The 17,248-nt window shown below is 62.4% G+C and carries 17 protein-coding genes and 4 pseudogenes; 11 read left to right on the top strand and 10 right to left on the bottom strand.

What is annotated here, in order from left to right; translation table 11 throughout:
* Positions 1 to 141: 141 nt before the first annotated feature.
* Both IPN92_08355 and IPN92_08360 read left to right on the top strand, forming a co-directional pair.
* Positions 142 to 513, top strand: coding sequence for an IS3 family transposase (locus IPN92_08355; protein ID MBK8638293.1), 372 nt, complete (start codon positions 142 to 144; stop codon positions 511 to 513).
* Entirely contained in the window at positions 510 to 1,409 is a 900-nt protein-coding gene (locus tag IPN92_08360) for a DDE-type integrase/transposase/recombinase (GenBank protein ID MBK8638294.1), read from the top strand. The genes IPN92_08355 and IPN92_08360 overlap by 4 nt, the downstream gene beginning before the upstream one ends.
* Before the next feature lie 179 nt (positions 1,410 to 1,588).
* Here IPN92_08360 and IPN92_08365 read toward each other — a convergent pair whose 3' ends face one another.
* Both IPN92_08365 and IPN92_08370 read right to left on the bottom strand, forming a co-directional pair.
* Entirely contained in the window at positions 1,589 to 2,512 is a 924-nt protein-coding gene (locus IPN92_08365; protein ID MBK8638295.1) for a hypothetical protein, read from the bottom strand.
* Between the two features lie 25 nt (positions 2,513 to 2,537).
* Complete coding sequence (locus IPN92_08370; protein MBK8638296.1) at positions 2,538 to 2,840, bottom strand: hypothetical protein; 303 nt, start codon at positions 2,838 to 2,840, stop codon at positions 2,538 to 2,540.
* 399 nt (positions 2,841 to 3,239) lie between these two features.
* Between IPN92_08370 and IPN92_08375 the strand changes: the two are divergent.
* The 3 pseudogenes from IPN92_08375 to IPN92_08385 all read left to right on the top strand — a co-directional run bounded on the left by IPN92_08375 (position 3,240) and on the right by IPN92_08385 (position 4,639).
* Positions 3,240 to 4,014, top strand: a pseudogene (locus IPN92_08375) (UPF0236 family protein).
* Positions 4,015 to 4,058: 44 nt separating this feature from the next.
* Positions 4,059 to 4,439: pseudogene (locus IPN92_08380) on the top strand (arsenical-resistance protein).
* A 5-nt stretch (positions 4,440 to 4,444) separates the two neighbouring features.
* Positions 4,445 to 4,639: pseudogene (locus IPN92_08385) on the top strand (arsenic metallochaperone ArsD family protein).
* A gap of 372 nt (positions 4,640 to 5,011) precedes the next feature.
* Here the strand turns inward: IPN92_08385 and IPN92_08390 are convergent.
* From IPN92_08390 to IPN92_08400, 3 genes are read right to left on the bottom strand one after another with little or no spacing between them, the layout of a single operon-like run.
* Entirely contained in the window at positions 5,012 to 6,100 is a 1,089-nt protein-coding gene (locus IPN92_08390; protein ID MBK8638297.1) for a calcium/sodium antiporter, read from the bottom strand.
* A gap of 13 nt (positions 6,101 to 6,113) precedes the next feature.
* Positions 6,114 to 6,500: a diacylglycerol kinase gene (locus tag IPN92_08395; protein ID MBK8638298.1), complete on the bottom strand. Its 387-nt coding sequence runs from the start codon at positions 6,498 to 6,500 to the stop codon at positions 6,114 to 6,116.
* The gene (locus IPN92_08400; protein MBK8638299.1) at positions 6,497 to 7,126 is read right to left on the bottom strand and encodes a phosphatase PAP2 family protein; all 630 of its coding nucleotides are present in this window, start codon (positions 7,124 to 7,126) and stop codon (positions 6,497 to 6,499) included. The genes IPN92_08395 and IPN92_08400 overlap by 4 nt, the downstream gene beginning before the upstream one ends.
* Positions 7,127 to 7,862: 736 nt before the next feature.
* On the opposite strand from IPN92_08400, the gene IPN92_08405 reads away from it, so the two are divergent.
* The 4 genes from IPN92_08405 (at position 7,863) to IPN92_08420 (ending at position 10,534) form a co-directional block, all read left to right on the top strand.
* On the top strand, positions 7,863 to 8,099 hold the full coding sequence (locus tag IPN92_08405; protein ID MBK8638300.1) for a thioredoxin family protein: 237 nt from the start codon (positions 7,863 to 7,865) through the stop codon (positions 8,097 to 8,099).
* A 48-nt stretch (positions 8,100 to 8,147) separates the two neighbouring features.
* Positions 8,148 to 9,188 carry a permease gene (locus IPN92_08410; protein ID MBK8638301.1) on the top strand — a complete coding sequence of 347 codons (1,041 nt, stop codon included), beginning with the start codon at positions 8,148 to 8,150 and terminating at the stop codon, positions 9,186 to 9,188.
* A gap of 59 nt (positions 9,189 to 9,247) precedes the next feature.
* Complete coding sequence (locus tag IPN92_08415) at positions 9,248 to 9,766, top strand: disulfide bond formation protein B (protein ID MBK8638302.1); 519 nt, start codon at positions 9,248 to 9,250, stop codon at positions 9,764 to 9,766.
* A gap of 87 nt (positions 9,767 to 9,853) precedes the next feature.
* Positions 9,854 to 10,534, top strand: a complete 681-nt coding sequence (locus IPN92_08420; protein ID MBK8638303.1) for a thiol:disulfide interchange protein DsbA/DsbL — start codon at positions 9,854 to 9,856, stop codon at positions 10,532 to 10,534.
* Positions 10,535 to 10,546: 12 nt separating this feature from the next.
* Here IPN92_08420 and IPN92_08425 read toward each other — a convergent pair whose 3' ends face one another.
* The 4 genes from IPN92_08425 to IPN92_08440 form a co-directional block, all read right to left on the bottom strand.
* Positions 10,547 to 11,128 carry a TMEM165/GDT1 family protein gene (locus tag IPN92_08425; protein MBK8638304.1) on the bottom strand — a complete coding sequence of 194 codons (582 nt, stop codon included), beginning with the start codon at positions 11,126 to 11,128 and terminating at the stop codon, positions 10,547 to 10,549.
* A gap of 60 nt (positions 11,129 to 11,188) precedes the next feature.
* Positions 11,189 to 12,196, bottom strand: coding sequence for a CDF family Co(II)/Ni(II) efflux transporter DmeF (gene dmeF, locus IPN92_08430; protein MBK8638305.1), 1,008 nt, complete (start codon positions 12,194 to 12,196; stop codon positions 11,189 to 11,191).
* A gap of 623 nt (positions 12,197 to 12,819) precedes the next feature.
* Positions 12,820 to 13,674, bottom strand: a complete 855-nt coding sequence (locus IPN92_08435) for an arsenite methyltransferase (GenBank protein MBK8638306.1) — start codon at positions 13,672 to 13,674, stop codon at positions 12,820 to 12,822.
* A gap of 24 nt (positions 13,675 to 13,698) precedes the next feature.
* Positions 13,699 to 14,784, bottom strand: a complete 1,086-nt coding sequence (locus IPN92_08440) for an amino acid ABC transporter ATP-binding protein (protein MBK8638307.1) — start codon at positions 14,782 to 14,784, stop codon at positions 13,699 to 13,701.
* Between the two features lie 415 nt (positions 14,785 to 15,199).
* Between IPN92_08440 and IPN92_08445 the strand changes: the two are divergent.
* Together IPN92_08445 and IPN92_08450 are read left to right on the top strand one after the other, a co-directional pair.
* A pseudogene (locus IPN92_08445) lies at positions 15,200 to 16,001 on the top strand (MFS transporter).
* 197 nt (positions 16,002 to 16,198) lie between these two features.
* Positions 16,199 to 16,465: a YbjQ family protein gene (locus tag IPN92_08450; protein ID MBK8638308.1), complete on the top strand. Its 267-nt coding sequence runs from the start codon at positions 16,199 to 16,201 to the stop codon at positions 16,463 to 16,465.
* Here IPN92_08450 and IPN92_08455 read toward each other — a convergent pair.
* Entirely contained in the window at positions 16,457 to 17,236 is a 780-nt protein-coding gene (locus tag IPN92_08455; GenBank protein MBK8638309.1) for a transposase, read from the bottom strand. The two genes, IPN92_08450 and IPN92_08455, sit on opposite strands and share 9 nt — an antisense overlap.
* Positions 17,237 to 17,248: the final 12 nt, after the last annotated feature.

The raw sequence follows: 17,248 nt of genomic DNA on the forward strand, positions 1-17,248 counted from the left end.
CGGGTGGTGACGGACCTGGGGGCGGATCTGCCGTTCGCACCGGCGACAGGGCGGCGTGGATCGCCGATCAGGTCGCCACGCGCTTCGGCACCCAGGGCCGTTATACGGTGGACTTCTTCCCTGTCGGCGATTATCTCGCCGATGCGACCAAGGGTTGCGCCGGGCTCGCGGGAAGGAGCGCGTAGCGCGACTGGAGGCGAGCCCGGCGCGGCCGCCATCGTTACGCGCTGGTCGGCGGGGCGGAAGAAAGCGGTGGTGCTGCGGCTGTTGCGCGGCGAGCCAGTGGATGTCGTTTCGCGGGAGGTCGCGGTGCCGATCTTCAAGCTCGAACGCGGGCGCGGCCGGGCGCTGGCGGGCATCGACGCGGGCCTCAAAGAACGCGAGAACGACCCGCTGGAAAACGCGCTCGACGAAGCGAAGCGGCGGATCGGAGAACTCGTCATGGAAGTCGAGATTCTGCAGAAGGAAAGGCGGGCGAAACGCCCTTTGGTCGGTCGGAGGTCGTCGCGATGAGCCGCGAGACCTCTGAAGGTGTAGGCAAGCCCTACGGCCTGGAACGGGTGTGCCGGGCCCTTGAATTTCCCCGCTCGACGATCTACGCCCAGCAGGCGCGGGAATCGGCCAACGTGCTTGCTTTGCGCCCGCAGCGCCGGGGACCGAAGCCAAAGATGGCCGATGCCGATCTCCTGGTCGCCATCCGTGCCGATCTGGACGCCTCGCCCTTCACCGGCGAGGGTCACCGCAAGGTCTGGGCGCGTCTGCGCATCCTGCGCGCCATCCGCGTCTCTCGCGCCCGCGTACTGCGCCTGATGCGCGAGAGCAGCCTGCTGTCGCCGCATCGCCGACTCCAGGGCGATCCCAACCTGCACGACGGATCGATTGGCACCGATCGCCCGAACGACATGTGGGGCACCGATGGTATCCGGATCGAGACGGTCGATGAGGGCTGGGTCTGGGTCTTCTCGGCGGTTGATCATTTCGATGCGTGCTGTGTCGGCATCCATGTCGTGAAGACCGGCAACCGCTTTGCGGCCTTGCAGCCCATTGCGCAGGGACTTCAAACCGAATTCGGCGCCACCGGGGCGGAGGCCGGACGTGGCCTGACGTTGCGCATGGATCACGGGACGCAATATACGGCCGATGACTTCCTCAATCAGATCAGGTTCTGGGGCATTGCGCCGAGCTTCGCCTTTGTTGCCGAACCACAAACCAACGGTATCGTCGAACGCTTCAACCGCACGCTGAAGGAGCAGACGATTCATGGGCGCGTCTTCCGCAACCTCGAAGAGGTCAGGAATGCTGTTACCGCGTTCAAAGATCGATACAATCGTCATTGGCGTCTCGAAAAACTGGGCTTCATGTCACCCCTCGAAGCCCGTCAGGCTTATGCCATACGAAAGGCCGCCTGAGTTGCAAAACCGTGTCCAGAAAATGCGAGCCGGTACATAGATCTGCATACACTTCGCAAGACCACCCGCGGCCCCAAGCATCCGCCCACCCCGCGCACGCGGTTCCCAGGCTAACTGCATGTCTCGACCGCCCGCTGACTCGCTGGCTACAAGCCAAGGTCAACATGACCTTATAAGGGTTAGAGTTGGTCTCCTAAGAGTAGGTCGGCCCACGCCTTGGCAACTTTCTGCTGTCCCGACGCACTAAAATGGCAATCGTCATGGCGATCAAAATCGCCAAGCAAAGCGTCTGTATTTACGCCGCTTCTGATTCCTTTCTGGGCATTTGGAAGCGCCATTTGGGCGCGTACTATAGGATTATCCGCTGAATGAAAACGAGTTCCTCCATTGCTTGCTTCCAAGCACTTTGAAGCTACAGAAACAAATACGGGGGCTTGAATTTTATGGTCGCGCAATGAATCAACCATCGATATAAATTTCTGATAATACGACTCCTCGCTTGTGCCAATAACATAATTGAACTCTCCTTGGTGCCAGAGAGTATGTGTTACATGATAGTTGTCATGCTGTAGTTGAACTACGGTACTTATCATAACAGCATTAAGGTCGCCGCCTCGCGACCAACGAGAAATGTCTGAGCCGCTTAAAGTCACCGGGGCCAACACGACTTGGTCAAAGGCACCAGAAGCGACTAGGAGGTTACCTAGCTGGGTCCAATACTCTCCATTGCTACCACTCGAGCCCAATAGGGGCGATGCGGCGATGAAGCATTGCCCATCAAAAAAATTGATTACCTTTGCACCATGTGCGGATTGTAACCGCTGCCCTCCGTGATTGCCGGCATTGGACTGCCCGATCAGTAACAATACTGCAGTGCGATCGGTCTGCTGAGGACACGGAACGGCGGATTTTTTATCATCCGAAACAAGCCGCCCCACTTGGTCGAAAGCAAAACGGCTAGGCGCATTTGGCGGAGGAGGAATGATGAGCGCCTTGACAGCCTGCAAAGCAGGAAGTGGAAAAATATTGTAACGCTCACTATATACGCCAAACAAATAAGTGATAAGCAAGACCGCTACGCCTACAGACAATCTCGTGTATATACCCAACAGATTTCCCCTTTCAGCTTTACAGACCAATGATCTCGAAATTCTCAGTCAGCAGGGTGCGTAACCGCTGGGCATGATGGCCAGGATTCGCAATGAGCGGCTGCACCTGCGGGTCTCCTGCGCCGACCCCCACCGCCCCTAACAGCGCCTTACCCACGCGGACATCAACGGCCTGCGGCGGGAGTACCTCCCCAAGGGGATAGACTTCTCCGGGCTGTCCCAGCGCTACCTGACCCAGGTCGCCGCCGCGCTGAACACCCGCCCCAGAAAATGCCTGGGCTTCCTGACACCCGAAGAGGTCATGTCGGCCGAAATCAACCAACTAACCCGTACCGTTGCACTTCAAACTTGGGTAGTGCTCAAATGCGCAGGACGTATTTTGCCTAACAGGCTGTTAATAAAGGCCTAAGCTCGCCGCCATCCTGCCGATTGTGGCACTACCCCCTCGTACGAACTGACGTCCGCACTCCTGGCAACGGTAAATTTGCTTGTGGAGTGGGTTAAATCCGTTTTTGACAAGGTGATCAGAGTTGTAAGCGGGGCAGTGCACGTGAGAATGAACCTAATGCCGAAAATATTATGGTTGCAAACTCTGCTAAGCAACCCTAGTGATAATGGGGTGCGGTCCAAAGTGATGTAGTAGGTTAAAATACAGCGCTAATTGTATACAAATACGAGAACCGCAGTGAGCGATTCGCTGACGCCCGAAGATGAGCGCCTGATGGCGCGACTGAAACAGCACCCGCAGTTGCGCGGCCGGGTCGAGCGCCTGGTTGATCTTGTCGAGGACGCTGGGGATGACCTGCGCCAAGCCAACGAGGCGGAGCGGCGCGTGATCGAAGAGGTGCGCGGGCTCGGCCGAGAGCTGTTGGAAGCTGGGCGGACGGGCAGGTGGCCAAACGGACGGATGAGATGGAGCGGGCGCCAGGAATCTGGCCCGAGGGTAAAAAAACTCGGCTGGCACAGTACCTTCGGCGACATCGAAGTAGACGAACCGCAATACCGGGAGGGGCGGCGTGGATCGCCGATCAGGTCGCCACGCGCTTCGGCACCCAGGGCCGTTATACGGTGGACTTCTTCCCTGTCGGCGATTATCTCGCCGATGCGACCAAGGGTTGCGCTCCCGACGCCTCCAAAATCTGGCTTGAGCTTCAGAAAAGCGTCTGAAAAACAACGATAGCGCCGCAGTCCTGGCGGCATTGAGCGAGGCGCTGGAGCCCGCCGCCGTGCCCGATGCGGACGCCCCGGTGCGGACCTGTCATCGCTATCTGAGCAACCGGATCGCTCAGATCGACTACCAAGGCGCCCTCGCGCAGGGGTTGCCCATCGGCTCCGGCGAGATCGAAAGCGCCCACCGCCACATCGTGCAACAGCGCCTCAAACGCCCCGGCGCCTGGTGGGCGCCCGACAACGCCGAGGCCATGCTCGCCTTGCGCGTTGCCAGCGCCAACGGGCACTGGTCTGGGTACTGGCAAGACCTCAAGCAAGCAGCGTGACAGATCCGGCGACCACATCAGTTTGGATCGCTCCCGGCCACACCTCCATCCTGGCACTGCTCCTGACCCTGGTGTTGTTGTTCGCCTTCCAGGGCGAGCAAATCATCAAGCAACCTCTGATCATTGCCATGCTGGCGGTGCCGATCCTGATCCAGGTCTTCTTCAACTCGTCCCTCGCCTATTGGCTGAACCGCCAGGTCGGTGAAAAGCATAGCGTCGCCTGCCCCTCGGCCCTGATCGGCGCCAGCAACTTCTTCGAACTGGGGGTCGCGGCGGCCATCAGCCTCTTCGGCTTCCAGTCCGGTGCCGCGCTCGCGACGGTCGTGGGGGTCTTGATCGAGGTGCCGGTGATGCTGCTGGTGGTCAAAGTGGTCAATGCCAGCAAGGGTTGGTACGAGGCGGGCAGCCCTCCATCGCAACGGTGAACAACATGAAAAAACTGGAAATCTTCGACCCTGCCATGTGTTGCTCGACCGGCGTCTGCGGCGTCGAAGTCGATCCGGTGCTGGTGCAGTTCAATGCCGATCTGCAATGGCTGGCGGACCAAGGCATCGCGGTCAGCCGCTACAACCTGTCCCAGGCGCCCCAGGTCTTTGCAGCCAACCCGGAGGTACTGAAGGAGCTACTGCCACTGGGCAGGCTGGAGCTCGATAGCCTGCGTCAGATGGCAAATCCAGCGCGGGTCCAGGCGTCGAGCGCCGAGCGGGACACCGACTGCCCCCCTGCCGGGGCCCTTGTCATTGCAGATCTGGCGCACTACCCCCGGCCAGGCCCAGCCCACCGCCAGCTAGGCGGCCCACTCCAGGGACAGGCCGGGTTGCGCTGAAAGACCATCGACCCGGAAAGCGGCGCTAAGCCTCTGGCTGGGTGTCTGGGCCAGTTCCAGATGCCAGGACAGCGGCGCCTGTTCGAGCCCCCAGGGCAGGGACAGGAAGACGGCCAACGGCAGGCCCAGGGAGAGCGGGCCGATGCCGGGTGGCGACGCCTGCCGGCGTGGTCATGTGTCGGCGCGCTGCTGGTGCCAGTGTCGCCAGGCGAGCACCAGCAGGGTTGCGGCCAGCAGCGGTAGCACGAAGCTACCCATCACCGCGCTATAGCCTTGCAGGCCATCATGGCCGGTGGCATACAGGATCAGGTAGGCCGTATAGGCGACATACAGGCCGAGAAATAAGGCCCCTTCCCAGCGGTCGATACGGTTACCGGTGAAGAAGATGGGCAGGCAGGCCAGCGCCACCGCGACCATGATAGGAAGGTCGAAGGCCAGCAGGGCCGGCGCCACCGCCAGGTCGGTGGGCGCCAGGCTGGCCGACAGGCCCAGCACCGCCAGGATGTTGAAGATATTGCTGCCGACCACGTTGCCCACGGCGATGTCCCGTTCGCCCCGGATAGCCGCCATGATGGAGGTGGCTACTTCTGGCAGGGAGGTACCGGCGGCGACGATGGTCAGGCCGATGACCATCTCGCTGACGCCCAGGTCGCGGGCGAAGCCCACCGCCGCCTCCACCAGCCAGTTGGCACCCAGCACCAGCAGCGCCAGGCCGGACAGAATCAGCAAAATTTGGACACCCCAGTGAGCGCGCCATCCCGGCCCAGCGCCATCAAAGGCCTCGGCATACTCGGCGTCCACCTCGGCCTGAACCGCCGCGGTTTCACGCCGGCTCTGGCGGATGAGCATGACGGTGTAGCCCACGACCAAAACAAACAGCAGCAACCCCTCCCAGCGGCTCATGCCGCCATCCGCCGCCAGCAACCAGAGCAGCAGGGAAGCCCCGATCATTACCGGCACTTCCTGGCGGATAACCTGCTGGTGCACCACGAGCGGGACAATCAGCGCTGAAAGGCCAAGAATGAACAACACATTGAAGATGTTGCTGCCCACCACGTTGCCCAGGGCAATGTCCACCTGGCCGGACCAGGCCGACTGCACCGATACCGCCATCTCGGGCGCGCTGGTGCCGAAGGCGACCACGGTCAGACCCACCACCAGCGGCGAGATACCGAAGGCCATGGCCAGTCGGGAAGCGCCGCGTACCAGCAACTCCGCGCCCAGCACCAGGGCGATTAATCCGATTATGAATCCAGTCATGTCATGGTCCCCATCACATCCAGGCGCGCAGCATTTTTTCCACCTCAAAACCAAGAACCAGCAGCCAGGCCAACATGGCGATCCCCACCGCCGCCGCGGCGATATCCTTGATGATGCCAATTTTATCGTTATGCCGGGTCTCGACGAAATCGCAGAGCGCCTCGATGGCGCTGTTCATGATTTCGGCGACCAGCACCAGGGCGGTGACCACGATAATCAGCAGGGCATCGACCCAGTCGCGTGCCAGCAGGGCCAACGCCAGCACCGCCAGCGACACGAGCAACTTCCAGGCCACGCTGAAGTCATAGATGACGGCATAGCGCAGGCCGGAAAAGATGGTGCGCAGCTTTCTCAGCGGGTGGTAACCAGGCTCGCCGGTGCCGAGAAATTTGTGTCTCATGGGTTGTCTTGCGCCTTTTTCACCGTCTTGTCGTCCCCGCCAGATTTGACCGCTCGCCCAAAGAGCAAGGCGTACAGGCCAAAAACCCAGAATGCGGCGGCCAGCCCGCCGGCCAGGACATCGCTGGGGAAATGCACTTGCAGATAGATGCGCGACAGGGCGACGCATATCACCAGCGCAGCGAGCAAGACCCCAACCGTCAACGGCCGCCGGCTTGTTCGATGGCGCAGGAGGATCAGAAACAACGCCACGGCCGCCGCCATAACCTGCATGGTATGGGCACTGGGATAAGACCAGTCGGCGGGCATGGCTGTCGTGAAGGGATAGAGCGCCGGTCGCGGCCGCGCCACCCAGAGTTTGACCAGATGCGCCAGCAGAGCGGAACCGATCAAGGCCAGAGGCATGAAGGCGGCTTCAAGCCGATGCCCGCGACGCAGACGCCACCATGCCGCCAAGCCGGCCAATGGCGCCAGCACGAACAGCGAACCCAGCCAGGTGACTGCGGCCATCGCCCGATCCAGCGGCCCACTGCGCAGATCGTTTACCAAGCTCAACCCCCAATGATCCAAGGTGGTCAGGCCGCATTCGCTGCCCGGACAAACCTGTACAGCACCGATGGCGAGCACGGCAAGACTCAGCAACCAATAAGGCAAGAAATGCGTGCGCATGCTCGGCCTTTCAAATCAAAGGATAAAGGAAAGGAAATTTACCCACCCGGGTGGTCACCTGCGGCCGGCGTGGCGAGTAGGTTACAGGCGTTGGGGGGCCGGTGACCAGCGCTGCGTGCGGGCCGAGCGGGACGGACGGGCGTCAGGTGGCAGTCTGGGCGAGGCCGAGCGGGCGAGCGGGGGGTGCGCCGGCCAGGCTGATCCGCGGCGGCTCGGCGGGTTTGCCGATGTGGGTGAGCATCCGCGGCGCGCCCGTAGGCGGTGGTGGCGGTGCGCAGTGGTGAATGGGGTGCAGCTTGTGCGCGCAGGGCGAGGCGCTGGTCTGGGTCTCTGCAGTACAGGGGAGGTGGGGCGATACCGCCAGGGTAACGAACAATACCCCAATAATTGGGGATCGGAGATGACCATGGATGAAAAGTGGGCTTGACGATATATTCGTATGTGCGTATATTTTAATTCCCTTACCCGTCTTACCCTTCGACCCCTTCTAAGGCGTCAACGAACATCTTTACGATCCGGCTGACCAAAATGTCGTCACCGCCGCCTTCTGCACCACCCAGTGGCCCTGGCCCCTGGGTCAAGATCATGCCTAGGGTAAGTGGACGCTCGGCGGTGGTGCCGCCCACATCGTCACCTTCATCGATATCCACCTCGCCGTTTTAATAACTCAGGGTTATGTCAGGAGCATGGCGCTATGAAAAATATCAAGGTGTTGGGTTCGGGTTGTCGCAATTGCGAGGTCACCGCCAAAGCTATTGCCCAGGCGGCCAGGGAGGCGGGGGTGGCGATCGAACTGGAGAAGATCACCGATCTCCAGGCCATCATGGCCTTCGGTATCATGTCCACGCCGGGGGTGGTGGTGGACGGACAGGTGGTCCATAGCGGCGGCATCCCGGGGCCGGATCAGGTCAGGTCGTGGGTGAACGATTGAGGCATTCTCGGCACTGGGCGCTAGTACCTGGAATTACGGACGACAAACATGACTGCTAGGACCGCCACCCGCTTTCCGACCCCCTGGATCTGGAGTCTTCCCCTGGCCGCCATGGTCTGGGTGGCGCTCTATATCCATCTCCCCGCTTTCGCGGACCTGGGGGTAGCGTTGCTCGGCCTGTCGCGGGACACGCACCTCGGCGAGGCGGTCCATTTCTTCCTGTACGATACTCCCAAGGTATTGTTACTTCTGGTCGGCATCGTTTTTGTCATGGGTGTCATCCAGACCTTTTTTGCCCCGGAACGCACCCGTGCCCTGTTGGCTGGTCGCCGGCTGGGGGTGGGTAACATGCTGGCCGCCAGTCTCGGTATCGTCACCCCCTTTTGTTCCTGCTCGGCGGTGCCGCTGTTCATTGGCTTTCTATCGGCGGGGGTGCCCCTCGGCGTGACCTTTTCCTTCCTGATCGCCGCGCCCATGATCAATGAGGTGGCCCTGGCCCTGCTGCTTGGGCTCTTTGGCTGGTACATCGCGGCCATCTACCTGGGGCTGGGGTTGCTGGTGGCGATCGTCTCCGGGCTGGTGATCGGGAAGCTAGGTATGGAACCTTATCTCGAGGACTGGGTGCGCGCCATCCACCTGGGCCAGGCGTCGGCTCCAAACGGCGCGGGATATATCTGGCGCGAGCGTTTCCAGGCAGGCCTGCGCCATGTGCGGGAGATTCTCGGCAAGGTCTGGCCCTATGTCCTGTTGGGCATCGGTCTGGGCGCCCTGATTCACGGCTATGTCCCGGGTGATTTCATGGCGAGTTTCATGGGGCGAGAGGTCTGGTGGGCGGTGCCCGCGGCGGTGGTCCTGGGGGTGCCCATGTACACTAATGCCGCAGGCATAATCCCCGTAGTCGAAGCCCTCATCGGCAAGGGGGCGGCGCTGGGCACCACGCTGGCCTTTATGATGAGCGTGATCGCCCTCTCCGCCCCGGAGATCATGATTTTGCGCAAAGTGTTGCGGTGGCCGCTGATCGCGACCTTTATTGGGGTGGTGGCCGCCGGCATCATGTTGGTAGGCTACGTGTTCAATTGGGTGCTGTGACCCGGGAGAGGGAGAATAGATGTCGTTTGTGCCTACGTCCGAGTTGAAGGGAGTGTCCCATGACGATCGATAGAGATCGCAAAACCTGGCTGATCCTGGCCGCGGGCAGTGCCGCCCTGGCCCTGGCCAGCATCCTGGTGACCCATTGGCTCGGCTTGCAGCCCTGTCATCTGTGCATTTTCCAGCGGCTGCTCTTCATGCTGATCGCCGTATTGGCCCTGGTTGCGGCCCTCTCGCCGGGACCGGGTCTGGCGCGCCGGATCACGGGTGGTTTAGTCGCTCTCGTCGCGGCGGGTGGTACGGTTACGGCGGCCTATCAGACCTGGCTGCAGGAGCAGCCCCCGGGCGCGGTGGCCTGTCTTGGCAGTGAACTGGATCCGATCGAGCGGCTGGTGGAGTGGCTGGGTCAACTAGAACCCGATCTGTTCCTGGCGACCGGGTTCTGCGAGGATAAGGCCCTGGTGGTTTTGGGCCTGTCCCTGGTCCAGTGGGCGCTGCTGTTTTTTATCCTGGTTCTGGTCACCAGCCTCTGGTCCTGGCTTCGCGCCTTCCCAGGCCGGGGGCAAGGCCTGTCATAATCAGTCAGCACCAGCGGTGCGGACGGCCAATCCCCGGAATCCGCCGCTTGCCAGGCCCCATTTACTCCCTCAAGGTACGCTATGGTCATGACCCGTCGCGATTTTCATGCTGGTTTGGCGGCTGCGCTGGCCATGGCCGCGATGCCCCGGGCCTGGGCCTGGCCTTGGGGCGAGGATTGGGTGGAAGGTCGGGATTGGGAAGCCCTGCCTGACCCGGTGGTGCATACTCCGGGGCAGGTGGTCAGGGTCAGTGAGTTTTTCTCCTATGGTTGCCCGCATTGCGCCGACCTGAATCCCTTGATCACGGCCTGGGCCAAGGAACTGCCAACCGACGTGGAGTTTCAGCGCCTGCCCGTCACCTTCGGCCGCGCGGCCTGGACCATTCTGGCCCGACTTTACTTTGCCCTGGAACTGGAAGGTGCCCTGGAGCGTCTGGATCAGGCGGTGTTCGATGCCATCGGCATCCAGCGGGTCAACCTCTACACGGAAAAGGCGGTCCTGGACTGGGTGGCCAAACAGGGGCTTAACCCGGAGGCCTTTCAAAAGCAGTTCAACAGCGTCGCCGTGGGCACCCGGTTGCGCCAGGCGCAGGCCAGCGCCAAGCGTTTTCAGATCAACTCGGTGCCGAGCATCATTGTCGATGAGCGTTATCGGGTCATCGGCGATGCCGGCCGGGGTCACGAGGGTCGGCTCGATATCACCGATTGGCTGATCAAGAAGGCCCGCCAGGATCGCCCGGCCCAGGAAGCGGGCGGGGCGAGCACCTGATCCGGAACCTCCTCAGAAGACCCGGGTGGCGGCGAAGGCCGCCAGCACCAGGAAAAAGATCCCGCTGACCTGGTGGAGCCGATGGATGGGGATGCGTCGCAGCAGGGTGACGCCCAGCCAGACCCCCAGGGCCGAGGTGGTGATCAGGGCCAGGGTGGCGCCGATCCAGACCGCCAGGGCGGGCAGGGTGCTGGCCAGGCCGGCAATGGCGATCTGGGTCTTGTCGCCCATCTCCGCCAGCAGGAGCATGAGGAAGGTGGTGGCGAAGATGCCATGGCCGGGCTTTTCCTCGACCTCGCCATCCTCCCCCACCTCCTCCTTGGTCAGCAGAGACTTGATGCCAAAGGCCCCGAAGAGTATAGCCACGGCCCCGGCCAGGATCTTTTCCGGTATCCATTGCGCCAGACCGGCGCCAAAGACCACCGCCAGGGTATTGAGGATGAGGAAGGCGGCGATGGCGCCGAGCAGTACGGGCAGGTGTCGATGGCGGGCAGCCAGGGTCATGCAGACCAGTTGGCTCTTGTCCCCGATTTCGGCCAGGAAGATGAGGCCGAAGGTGGAAAAAATGGCGGTGAGGGTCTCTAGTGCGGACATGTCATTGATCTCGTTATTGGGCTGGTAGAAGGGGGCAGCGGGAAACCAGAGGGAGGCCTTTCAGGCCGGCGCGGCGCGGGGCGGGGGCATGGCGTCCGGGCAAACCTGGATCTCGATGGTCGAGTGGACGATCTCCTCGTGGACCGCCAGGCGCTGGCGAATAGCGTCCGGGGTGATGGCAAGGTCGTGGGTGAGGACCGTGAGGGCGCAGGCATAGACATTCTTGCCCACCCGCCACACATGCAGGTCGGTGATGCGTGTCTCTCCCGCCTCGGGACCGGTTTCCACGACCTCGCGGATTTCATCGACCACCGGGTGATCCATTTCCCGATCGAGGAGCACCTTGCTGGTCTCGATAATCAGCCCCTTGGCCCAGATGGCCACCAGGATGGCCCCCAGGATGCCCATGGCCGGGTCGAGCCACATCCAGCCGTAAATCCAGCCGCCCATCAGGGCGACGATGGCCAGTATGGAAGTGGCCGCGTCGGCGATGACGTGCAGATAAGCGGACTTCAGGTTCAGATCGGGATTTTGCCCCTGGTCGTGGGGGTGATGCTGGTGATGCCCGTGATCCTGGTGATGATCATGATGATGATGGCCATGATCATGGTGATGCGCCTTGCCAAGAATGAGCGCGGACACCAGGTTGACCAGTAAGCCCAGCACCGCGATGACGATGGCTTCCTGGTACTGGATCGGCTGGGGGGATAGGATGCGCTCGACGGAGCCCACCACCATCATGAGGGCCACGCCCAGGAGGAAGATGGCGCTGGCGAAGCCCCCCAGCACCTCGATCTTCCAGGTGCCGAAGGTAAATCGCGGGTCCCGGGCGTAGCGCCGCGCCGAGGCGTAAGCCATCGCCGACAGGCCGATGGCCACCGCATGAGAGCTCATGTGCCAGCCGTCCGCCAGCAGGGCCATGGAGTTGTACCACCAGCCGGCGGTGATCTCGATCACCATCATGGCGGCGGTGATCCACATCACCAGCCGCGTGCCCCGTTCGGCGGCCTCGCTGCCAACGTCAAAGACGTGATCGTGCTGCCAGTTCGCAAGATTGTCGATATGCATTCTCATTCTCCTTACCAGTCCGGTGCCGCGCGAGCATCAGGCCAGGTCGCCCTGCTCATCGGTGCCGGGATTCCGCGATATCCGATTGAACAATTTTGTATAAAACTCATGCCGCTGGCGGTGGGGAACCTCGGGCCCGGGGACGACGCCAGACGGGAAACATCCCGTGGAGTGGCCAGGAAGGCAACCGGCAAGGGGAAAGGCGGGTGGCGGGGGACCGGAGGATAGCGGCCAGGGTCGGGATCGGGTGACCGATTGCAGGGTTGGCGAGTATGCCGGGAGAGGAGACGAGGAGCGGTGCCATGAGTTTTCCTAGGCCGGACTTGAAGACAAATGACCATGATCCCTCCTCGGCCAATCAGGAGGCATCATGGTCAAAGGTCTCGCCAAGCCAGGAAACTGCTTACGCCATGACCTGCCGGTCAAGTATGTTGACGTAAGCCTCTAACAAACGCAGAGCGGCTACTCCCCAATGACGTGGGTATTCTAACGGACGGGGTCTCGCCGGTCGATGGTTTTGCGGCCCCTCCGGGCCCGTCGGCAGGGGTGCTGAATCAGGAGGTTCCCCATCGGATGCCAGCCCCCACCTGGCCCGGGAACCCAAAAACTCAGCTGCATTGGGTTCAGGCGGATGCCAGGGGCTTGACTGCCTCGATGGTGGCCGCCACCAGATAGTCCTCCACCCCTCGGCCGGGCGCCCAGTCGCGGATGAATTCCCGGGACTGATCCTTGGGCTGGATGGCGATTCGGGTGAAGCCCGCCGTGGCGAGTATGGCATCCAGGTCCTCGATCCGCGCCGCGCCGGCCATGCAGCCGGAGTGCAGCCTGGGGTCATCCCGCCATTCCGGGGGAAGTTCGGCGGTGGCGACCACGTCCGAGATGGCCAGCCGTCCACCGGGCTTGAGGACGCGGAAGGCCTCGCGAAAGACCTGGGGTTTGTCCGGCGACAGGTTAATGACGCAGTTAGAGAGGATGACATCCACCGAGGCATCCGCCAACGGCAGATATTCGATCTCGCCGAGACGGAACTCCACGTTAGTGAAGCCGCCCCGTTCGGCATTGTGTCGGGCCTTGCTGACCATGTCCGGCGTCATATCGATACCGATGACGCGGCCCGTGGCGCCGACTTCGCGGGCGGCAAGGAAGGCGTCGATGCCACCGCCCGCGCCCAGGTCGGCCACCACCTCCCCAGGCCGCAGGGCGGCGATGGCGCCCGGGTTGCCGCAACCCAGTCCCATGTCCGCTCCGGCCGGCATCAGGTCCAGATCTACCTGGCTGTAGCCGAGGCGCAGGGAGACCAGGGTGTTGATGCTCACCTCCGGGGCGTCGCAGCAACAGGCGGGTGCGGGGGTGGGGCCGCAACAGCCGCCCGCCCCGCCGCCCTGGGCCACGCGGGCATAGTCCTCGCGAACCTGGCTACGGATGGCGTCATCAGCTTTACGTGCTGGCGTGGCGGATGGATTTTCACTGGAGTTCATTGGCATGGGATCCTCGGAATGATTTTATTTAACCCGCATCCGCAGCCGGTTGAGCCCCTCGACGTGCTCGTAGGCGATGTCCTCGGCATAGTTGCGGATGATGGCGAGGGCCAGGTCGTCGGGGAGATAGGCGGTTTCGAGGGGGTTACCGGCGGGACCGGCGCTGTCCAGACGCAGCTCCAGGCTGCGGAGCTTTTCGGAATAGGCCAGCACCAGGTCGATGCCGTGGGGTCCGGGACCGGTCAGGAGGATGCCCAGGATCTCCTCCGCCAGGAGTTGCGCCGCGTGAGCGGCGCGGTGCGGGATCAGGTGCTTTTCGCAGAAGCCCTCGATCTTGCCGACCAGGGCGTAGAGGTCGTAATCCGCGGTCTCGACCCGCCAGGCCAGGCTGCGGACCTTGCCGATAAAGTCGCGGGTGCGCTCCCGCTGGGGGTTGTCGAAAATCTGCTCGGGCGGGCCCTCCTCGTAGATCAGGCCCTGGTCCATGTAGAAGACCCGGGTGGAGACGTCGCGGGCGAATTCCATCTCGTGGGTGACGATGGCCATGGTCATGCCCTGCTTGGCCAGGCGCCGGATCACCGCCAGCACCTCGCTGACCATGGTCGGGTCCAGGGCCGAGGTGGGCTCGTCGAAGAGGATGATCTCCGGCTCCATGGACAGGCAGCGGGCGATAGCCACGCGCTGCTTCTGCCCGCCGGAGAGTTCGTCGGGAAAGCTGTGGGCCTTTTCCACCAGGCCCACCATGCGCAACAACTCCAGGCCGTTCGTGGTGGCCTCCGCCGCCTTTTTGCCGAGCAGGCGCACCGGGCCGATGGTGAGGTTCTCCAGGGCAGTCAGGTGGGCGAAGAGGTTGAAGGACTGAAAGACCATGCCCATGCGCCGCCGCAGGGCCGGTACCCTGGCGCCGGGGGCTAGGATGTCCTGGCCGTCGATTTCGATGTGGCCGCCAGAGGGCTGGTCAAGCAGATTCAGGCAGCGCAGGAAGGTGCTCTTGCCGGTGCCGGAGGGCCCGATGATGGAGATGACCTCACCCTGGTCGATCTCGACATTGATATCCTTGAGGACTTTCAGATCGCCAAAACGCTTGGAAAGATGTTCGACCCGGATCATGCGGATTTCACCCCTGGCGGTTGGCGAGGAATAGGCTGAGGCGCATGATCGGGCATTGAGATGCCCAAGGCAACCAGGCGGGTTTCCCGGCTCGGCGGGCGGATGACAACCTCGCCCTGTTTTGGTACCCCTAAGGGACTGCTGGACGCCTATCATACCCAGCGTCAGCCCCTCCTCGGGCCCTGGCGGTGGGGCCGGGTGGCCGGTGGCGGCTGTCGGGGGACGCCGTGAATACATCCCTGTAGGCTTGACGACAGCATCCCTGCTGTCGACACCCCCGACAGCCGCCACCGGCCACCCGGCCCGGGAATCCCCTAACCCCGCTGTTTTGGATATCCCAAGGATTTAGCTTGAATAATCCTCTCCTGGACGCCAACCTGGACTGGTCGGGGCGTGACGCTGGATCGCGCGCATCATGATGACCTGGGGCCTCGTCTCCCTGGCCATGATGTGGGTGACGACGGCGGAGATGTTCTACCTCCTGAGCTTCCTGCCGGGCATTGCCGAGGCCGGTTTCTTTCCCGGCATCATCCTCTACCTGACCTATTGGTTCCCGGCCGAGCGCCGGGGGCGGATCAACGCCTTCTTCATGATCGCCATCGCCCTGGCGGGCCTGATAGGCGGACCCCTGTCCGGTTGGATCCTCGATAATTTTGATGGCCATTTCGGCTGGGCTGCCTGGCAGTGGCTCTTCCTGCTGGAGGGGCTGCCCACCCTGCTGCGCGATAGTGGGACCTCGGACCCGCTCATGATCGGCTTGCTGAGCGCCATCCCCTATGCCCTGGCGGTACGTACCCACCATGGTTTTGGTCGGCAAAGCGGCGGATCGCCGGGGCGAACGGCACTGGGCCCTGGTCCTGCCCGCCCTGGCCGGCTCCCTGGGCCTGGGCTTGAGTCTGCTGTGGGCCGACAACCCCTGGCTGGCGCTGGCCGCCCTGAGCCTGGCCACCATGGGGATCATGAGCGCCCTGCCAGCCTTCTGGAGCTTGTCGGCCGCCCTGCTGATCGGCACCGCCGCCGCCGCGGGTATCGCCCTGATCAATGCGCTGGGCAATCTGGCGGGCTTTCTCGGCCCGGTGGCCATCGGTTGGTTGCGGGATGCCACCGGGAATCCCGGGGCCGGCATGCTCCTGCTAATCCTGGCCCTCGTCCTGGGGGCCATCCTCGTGCTCCGGATACCGGCCCGGCTCGTCAATGACGATCGGAAGGCGGGGTGACGTGGCTTGGATAGGCCCTGCGCGAGGATTCAACCACAGGGGATTCAGGCCAGACCTCCCGGTCTCGCCCCATGGCGTCACGCCAGCTCCAGGGCAGCGCACCCCGCGCCAGCGCTGGGTTTTGAGTTAGCAGCGGGTGGTAGTGCCCCGATCAGCAGGATAAGAATTTATAACATGCTGATTAATATCTATAAGTTTTGTCATCATCCTACGGATTGGGGCACTACCCTGATTTCTTTGGGGGCAGAAGCAACGCCACGCAGAAGGTCCTCAAGGCTGCCCGCAAAACCGCCCTGGAAGAATTGCGTAAGGAAGCGGAGGAACTGGGGGCCAACGCCGTGATTGGGGTCCGCCTGGATTACAGCGAATTCAGTGGGGATGGTAAATCGATGCTGTTCCTGGTCGCTTCCGGGACGGCGGTGGTTGTTGAACGCAGCACCAGCCCTTTTAAGGTGTCATTTTGAATTCGACTCGGAGGCGGCAAGCAACCTGGCGGTCGAGATGTGCGGTTTACCTTTGAACTCGGTGCGTGGTGTCGGCGGCGACTTCGGTCCCCGCGTGGTCTTTCGAAGTTTACGCAGATCCACGTGTTGCGCCAGCAGGAGTAAATACCCCGCCAACTGCTCCGTGCTGGCCTGGGCGAAGGGCGCCCACTCCGCTGCGGACACCGCGATCTCCAGACCGGTCATCGTGGTGGCAATTTCCTGCGCCAGATAGTAGGCCGACACCGTGTTATCGATGTCCAGCGTGGGATGAGCGGCGCGTAACGCCGCCATCACCACGGCGTAGAGATTGAACGCGACGAGTGCCAAGCAAAAACCAAACAGCGCCGCCTGCGGGTAACCCAGCGTTTCAATTTCCGAGTTGAGATAGCTTTCCAGCTTTTGAAAGGCCGTTTCGATGCCCCAGCGCGTCCGATACAAGGCGGTAATCGTGATGGCGGCGGCCGCCGTTGACGGCAAATTCGGTAAAAGAGTGAGTGCGGTATCGCCGTTACGGGTCTTGGCCTTCAGCTTCACCGTCACCCGGCGCAGGGTCCACGTCTCGCCGCTGGCTGATGTCAATTGCACGGTTTGCTCATACACATCGCCCGTCGCCGACGCGCCACTAAACTTGATTTTCTCCAAGGGGTTAGTCATGAGATTGGCATGCTGGCGGATGATAAAAAACGCCGGTTGCCGGTGGATCTTGAACAGCAAGCGTGAGACGCAAAAATGGCGATCCGCCACCCACACATCGCCAGGGGT

The sequence above is a fragment of the Chromatiaceae bacterium genome (genome assembly GCA_016714645.1).
Classification (GTDB): Bacteria; Pseudomonadota; Gammaproteobacteria; order Chromatiales; family Chromatiaceae; genus M0108.